We start from the raw sequence: 4,946 nt of genomic DNA, 5'->3' as shown, positions 1-4,946 counted from the left end.
TGGTGGACCACTTTCAGGGGGCTACTCCAGAACCTCATGGAGACCCCGCTGACCAAGACCAACATGGACCTGTCCGAGCTTTTGCAAAAGCACGATCAGGGTGATTTCCTCGGCAGTATTGCCGGGGCCGTCCTTCAACTTCTGATGGAGGCCGATGTCGAGGGCCTGATCGGTGCCGGAAGGCGCGAGCGCACGACCTGGCGCAACGAGTATAGGGATCGCGCCCTCGATACCCGGCTGGGAACGCTGAACCGGCGGGTGCCGAAGCTCCGCCAGGGGAACTGCTTCCCGGGCTTCCTCGAGGCGCGCAAGACTTCACAGCAGGCATTGGTGGCGGTGATCCGGGAAGCATGGACTAGCGGCGTCTCCACGCGCCGCGTCGATGACTTGGTGCAGGCCATGGGGCTAAGCGGCATCTCGAAGAGCACCGTGTCGAAGCGTTGCAAGGACATTGACGAGCGGGTCGGTGAGTTCCTGAACTGGCCGCTCACCGGCGACTGGCCCTATGTCTGGGTCGACGCCACCTATCTCAAGCAGCGTCAGGGTGGACGCATCGTCTCGGTTTCAGCCACAGACCGATATCCGCGTCAGGAACCGGTCCCGATCCCGGTAAAAGCATTCATCGACCAAGAAGGACGCACTTGAACCTTCCCATCGCGATCGCAGAACCAAAGCTACCATTGCCACAGTCCCGGAATGTGTCGATGCAGTCCTGTCGCGAGGCCCGCAGTCGTCGGATGCCGATGTTCTGATGGTTGGTCTCAATGACGATGGTCAAAGCGTGAGTCAGGATCATAATTTACATGTCGCCGTGATCACCGACGCGACACGCTTCGACGCATTTCCCGATTGCATTGGACGAGGAGGCGAAATCTTGGCGGAAGAAGGCGGCGAAACAGCCCTTTGTGACGGTGACCCTGTCGACCGGTCTCGCATTCACGGCGAAATCGCAAACCGTGTCACTTCTTTTCTTGGAAAATAGGCAGTGGGTGTTGTTCCGTCTATCTGGGCGCAATGCAGTCACCGCTGCTTTTTCTCGATGAATTCTGCCACCACACGCTTGTTTTCCTCGTCGATCATCGTTTCGCCGTCCGTCACCAGATCGGCTAGGGTCTGCGCCCTGAGCACATCGCGCCAGACCGCTTCGGCCGCGATCATGCGGGTCTTGATGAAGCAATCGGTCTTGTAGGCACAGGGGTCTTTGGTCTTGCCTGGTCCGCGGCGGCGAATTTCCCGGCACACGAAGGCCGGACTGCCTCCGTCGATCGCCTCGACGATGTCGAGCAAGGTGATGCGTTCGGGCGCACGCGACAGACGATAACCGCCGCGTGGTCCGGGAACCGCATCGACGACGCCCGCTGCAGCGAGGCTTCGAAGGTGTTTCAGCAGGTATGTCTCGGAAACGCCGTGCAGTTCGGCAAGGGATTTTCCCGGCAGAACCCGGCCCTCGTCCAACCCCGTCAACACCAGCGCGCAGTGCAGCGCAGCCTCGACCCCGTCGCTCATTCGTCGCATTCGTCCTCCCGGAGGTTGCGGTCAATCCAATCATGGATATAAACTATCCATGACCTTATTCAACCTGATAACGGGAGCCTGACATGCAGCCGCGCATGAACATCCAGAAACTTACCCCCGATCTCTTCAAGCCGGTCCTCGCGCTTGATGGCGCGGTCAAGGCCTCCGGGCTCGACACGGAGCTCCTCCATCTGGTGAAGATCCGCGCCTCACAGATCAATGGCTGCGCCTATTGCGTGGACATGCATGTCAAGGAGTCTTTGACCGATGGCATGAATGCCCAAAAGCTACACCTCGTCGCGACCTGGCGGGAGTCGCCGTTCTTCAATTCACGCGAGCGGGCTGCTTTGGAATGGACTGAAAGCGTTACGCTGATCGCGGATACGGGTGCTCAGGACACGTCATATGAAGTCGTGCGCGTCGAGTTTTCCGAAGCCGAGATTGCGCGTCTGACCGTCGCAATCGGCACGATCAACCTGCTGAACCGAATTGCGGTCAGCTCGCGAACGCAACATCCCGTTCAGCAGCGGAAAAGTAGCGCTGCCTGAGCGCGTCCATAGGGACGGGGACAAGCCCAAGGCTCATATACCGCGTATTATCCGTCCCCGTTAGCATCGATGCAAGCGCAGCGGCTTGCTGTCGTCGCGCAAGATCACGGCCTTGGCCTCGAGGTCGAGTTGCGCAGCCTTGAGCCACCAGCCGGCCTTGGCTCCGCCGGGAAACAGAGTTTCGGGGAGTAGCGGCAGCAGCTTTTCCTTAGCTTCGGCGACCGTCAGGCCCGGCTGCTCATCGGGCAGAACAGCTAGAAGCGCATCCCGCATAGCTTCGTATTTCGTCCGATCGACCCGGTGCATCCGACCCGGCGACATGATGTTTTCGACTTCGATTTTGTCGTCCTCACGCGACATGCATCTCTCCTTCCACGTAGTCGACCTTTGGCGTTCGGAACCCCATCGCGGCCCAGGCGCCAATCAGCCGGGCAAAGAACCGCAAATTATGAGTCTTGAGGTTGGGCACGCCGTCCCGCAGCGTGACGCCTGCCGGAGCATCGCGGGTCATCGTTCTCAAGTCCAACGGCGGTAATGCATCGGCGGGCCACAGATGGCCATATACACTCAGCCAATGGCCTTTAGTGAAATCGAGGAACATCGGCGTGTTGCAGCAAGTGGCCACCACTCGCCGGGTCTTGCTGTCCGGCATCAGCCGATGCTCGCGCAAGAACTCCCGGCCTCGTGGACAGTGAACCCGATCTTTCCGGAACACTACGAAGCGCGTCGCCTTGTTCTCATCCAGTATGGGCCGCGCATTGGGTAAGGTCTCGAAGATCGCCCCGGCCTGCTGGCAATCGGAACAGAGGCACTCGCTACTTAGGATCGGCAGGCGTTCAATACGCAGGCCCACCTTTCCGCAGGTGCATGTCAATTCGGTCTTGGTTGTCATCACACAGGCTCCCGTGTTGAACTTTGAATTAGACTTGACCGTCCAGTTTGATTTGTCAAGAAGTGCTGCTATGCTTCCGGCGATACGATGCAGGGAGCCACGACATGACCAACGGTGCCAAAACCCGCAGACGACGCAGCCGCCAGACGATTCTGGCAGCGGCCGAGACAGTATTTCTGAAGAAGGGGTTTATCGGCGCCAGCATGGACGAGGTGGCCGAACAGGCCGGGATGTCCAAGCAGACGGTCTATGCCCATTTCAACTCCAAGGAGGCGCTGTTTCGGGAGGTCGTCATCGCCATGACTGGCGGCGCGGCTGAGGCGTTACGCGAGGATAGCGATGAACTGCTGGGCGACCGGCTCGTTGGCGACTTCCTAATGGAGGTCGCGACAGACCAGCTTGCCGTCGTGCTCACTCCGAGGCTGATGCAATTGCGTCGCATGGTCATTGGTGAGGTCGAGCGCTTCCCCGACCTGGGCGTGGCGCTTTACGAAAACGGCCCGGGGAAATCCATCGCAAGGCTCGCCCAGGCTTTCGCGCATTACACGTGCATGGGACAGTTGCAGACACCCGATCCGCAGCAAGCGGCGTCCTTTTTCAATTGGATCCTGATGGGGACACCTACGAATGCCGCAATGCTGTTGGGTGACGCTGCCCTTCCCGGGCGTGAGGAAAGATACCGGCACGCAAGGGAGAGTGTCAGGATATTCCTGTGCGCCTACGGCACGCAGCACATCGCGGAAGGAGGGGCAAAAGAATGACTCGAGCAGAACCGGACGACGCAAGGCTTCTCCACGGACAACCCGTCCATGCGAATGCCGTGAAGCTGGCCGAAAGCGCCGGCATCACCCTCGCCACGCAAAGCTTCGGTCGGCCGAGCGACCCGGCTATTCTGCTGGTCATGGGAGCCACAACTTCGATGCTGGGCTGGCCCGACGAGTTCTGTGCCGATCTGGCGAAGCGCGAGTTTTTCGTCATCCGCTTCGATCACCGCGATACTGGGGAATCCACGACCGTGCCCCCAGGGCAGGCGGCGTATTCGGTGGAGGACATGGCAGGCGATGTGATCGCCGTTATGGATGCCTACAGTCTTGTACGGGCGCATCTGGCGGGTATGTCTCTTGGTGGGATGATTTCACAGATGGTTGCCCTGCTAGACCCCGAACGCTTGGCCTCGCTGACACTGCTGGCGTCCGAGCCGCTGGGCTGGGACGGGCCGCCCCTGCCGCATCTCGAACCGGCCTTCCTGGAACACTTCGCAAGCCTGGGCGCGCTTGACTGGTCGGACCGCGACGCCGTCATCCGCTTTCTGCTGCGCAGCGAGGAGCTTTGCGCCGGCTCGGCCCATGCCTTGGATGTGCAGCGGCACCGGAGCCGGATCGAAGCTGTTCTCGCACGCACGACCAGCCCCGCAAGCATGTTCAACCACGGCGCTGTGACCGCCCGCGAGGACTGGATCGGGCGTTTCCGCGAAATCGCCTGTCCGGTGCTCGTGCTCCACGGGCAGGACGACCCCATCCTCCCGATCGAGAACGGCAAGGCCCTTGCCGCAGGCATCACGGGCGCCGAATTGATAGTGATCCCCGGCCTCGGACATGAGCTGCCGCTTCCGGTCCTGCCGCTCATCGCGAACCGCATGGCGACTCATGTACAGCGGTCCGAGCGATAGGCGGACGACGAAAGCATTGTTTTCCTGACCGACCTGGCGAACGTCATCACTCGTACGCCATGGTCGCGGCAAGAACCCTGCGGTTTCAAACTGCGTTGCTGCCTTGCGGCTTATGCTGGCGCAGAAATCCTTCGCGTTTACAACGTAGGTGTCAATCGGCAGGCAATCTTGGCTCTGACTCAAAGTTGATGCACCTTTTCACCTATGATGCCGCGACAAGCCGAACCTTGAGCAGGTCGGTATTCGCGCGACCATACACCTGGCGTTTCAGCGTCTTCAGGCGATTGATCTGGGTTAGTGTCCTAGGACGTGGTGTAATTTC

The 4,946-nt window shown here is 60.1% G+C and carries 6 protein-coding genes and 1 pseudogene; 4 read left to right on the top strand and 3 right to left on the bottom strand.

What is annotated here, in order from left to right:
- Nucleotides 1–36: 36 nt before the first annotated feature.
- Nucleotides 37–570 (top strand): annotated as a pseudogene (locus PVW46_RS19260) (transposase); the annotation flags it as partial.
- A 450-nt stretch (nucleotides 571–1,020) separates the two neighbouring features.
- Here PVW46_RS19260 and PVW46_RS19255 read toward each other — a convergent pair.
- The gene (locus tag PVW46_RS19255) at nucleotides 1,021–1,515 is read right to left on the bottom strand and encodes an RrF2 family transcriptional regulator (protein ID WP_172431662.1); all 495 of its coding nucleotides are present in this window, start codon (nucleotides 1,513–1,515) and stop codon (nucleotides 1,021–1,023) included.
- 83 nt (nucleotides 1,516–1,598) lie between these two features.
- On the opposite strand from PVW46_RS19255, the gene PVW46_RS19250 reads away from it, so the two are divergent.
- Nucleotides 1,599–2,063, top strand: coding sequence for a carboxymuconolactone decarboxylase family protein (locus PVW46_RS19250; RefSeq protein ID WP_172431663.1), 465 nt, complete (start codon nucleotides 1,599–1,601; stop codon nucleotides 2,061–2,063).
- Between the two features lie 60 nt (nucleotides 2,064–2,123).
- On the opposite strand, the gene PVW46_RS19245 is transcribed toward PVW46_RS19250, so the two are convergent.
- Together PVW46_RS19245 and PVW46_RS19240 are read right to left on the bottom strand one after the other, a co-directional pair.
- Nucleotides 2,124–2,423 carry a DUF6958 family protein gene (locus PVW46_RS19245; RefSeq protein ID WP_274577199.1) on the bottom strand — a complete coding sequence of 100 codons (300 nt, stop codon included), beginning with the start codon at nucleotides 2,421–2,423 and terminating at the stop codon, nucleotides 2,124–2,126.
- Nucleotides 2,413–2,955: a GFA family protein gene (locus PVW46_RS19240; RefSeq protein ID WP_172431665.1), complete on the bottom strand. Its 543-nt coding sequence runs from the start codon at nucleotides 2,953–2,955 to the stop codon at nucleotides 2,413–2,415. The genes PVW46_RS19245 and PVW46_RS19240 overlap by 11 nt, the downstream gene beginning before the upstream one ends.
- 104 nt (nucleotides 2,956–3,059) lie before the next feature.
- Between PVW46_RS19240 and PVW46_RS19235 the strand changes: the two genes are divergently transcribed.
- Together PVW46_RS19235 and PVW46_RS19230 are read left to right on the top strand one after the other, a co-directional pair.
- Nucleotides 3,060–3,716 (top strand): TetR/AcrR family transcriptional regulator, encoded by a 657-nt coding sequence (locus PVW46_RS19235; protein WP_274577193.1) that lies wholly within the window; start codon nucleotides 3,060–3,062, stop codon nucleotides 3,714–3,716.
- Between the two features lie 59 nt (nucleotides 3,717–3,775).
- A complete protein-coding gene (locus tag PVW46_RS19230; protein ID WP_274577191.1) occupies nucleotides 3,776–4,624 on the top strand; it encodes an alpha/beta fold hydrolase in 849 nt (282 codons plus the stop codon).
- Nucleotides 4,625–4,946 lie beyond the last annotated feature (322 nt).

This window comes from Mameliella sp. AT18 (assembly GCF_028807275.1).
GTDB lineage: Bacteria > Pseudomonadota > Alphaproteobacteria > Rhodobacterales > Rhodobacteraceae > Antarctobacter > Antarctobacter albus.
Note: the sequence above shows the minus strand (reverse complement) of the source record. Positions and strands in the feature narration are given on the sequence as shown.

Coding starts and splice junctions, on each gene's coding strand:
- PVW46_RS19255 (WP_172431662.1), bottom strand. CDS start 1,515: ATGCGACGAATGAGCGACGGGGTCGAGGCTGCGCTGCACTGCGCGCTG.
- PVW46_RS19250 (WP_172431663.1), top strand. CDS start 1,599: ATGCAGCCGCGCATGAACATCCAGAAACTTACCCCCGATCTCTTCAAG.
- PVW46_RS19245 (WP_274577199.1), bottom strand. CDS start 2,423: ATGTCGCGTGAGGACGACAAAATCGAAGTCGAAAACATCATGTCGCCG.
- PVW46_RS19240 (WP_172431665.1), bottom strand. CDS start 2,955: ATGACAACCAAGACCGAATTGACATGCACCTGCGGAAAGGTGGGCCTG.
- PVW46_RS19235 (WP_274577193.1), top strand. CDS start 3,060: ATGACCAACGGTGCCAAAACCCGCAGACGACGCAGCCGCCAGACGATT.